Origin of the sequence: Paraburkholderia sp. SIMBA_054, assembly GCF_046534875.1 — a bacterium.
Classification (GTDB): Bacteria; Pseudomonadota; Gammaproteobacteria; order Burkholderiales; family Burkholderiaceae; genus Paraburkholderia; species Paraburkholderia hospita.
In genome coordinates this window covers 1-243 of the sequence record NZ_JAWRXV010001497.1, presented here as the reverse complement: position 1 = coordinate 243, position 243 = coordinate 1, and the positions used below count along the sequence as shown (strand labels likewise).

Genomic DNA, 243 nt, shown 5'->3' with positions numbered 1-243 from the left:
ATATTGCTGTCCTACTGTCAGCACATTCGACACCAAGAATTTGGCGGCATCGGTATGCTTACAGGTTACGGTGCGGACGGTTTCTTTTTCCAGCCAATTATTATGTATCATCGAGATCATCCTTTTCTGTCCAAGTGGATTTGGTGTTTCGCTACTCTATTCAGTATAAGGAAAAGTGCCCGCAAATTCAAACTTGCCCTCCCTTGCCGCCTCTTCGAATGATGGCTAAATAAGCCATTACCC

Annotated in this window: 1 protein-coding gene; it reads right to left on the bottom strand. The window is 44.9% G+C overall.

Going from position 1 to position 243, the window contains the following annotated elements; translation table 11 throughout:
- A partial coding sequence (locus tag SB822_RS60025) for a DUF6501 family protein (protein ID WP_410859501.1) occupies positions 1-111 on the bottom strand: 111 nt, incomplete at its 3' end.
- Positions 112-243 lie beyond the last annotated feature (132 nt).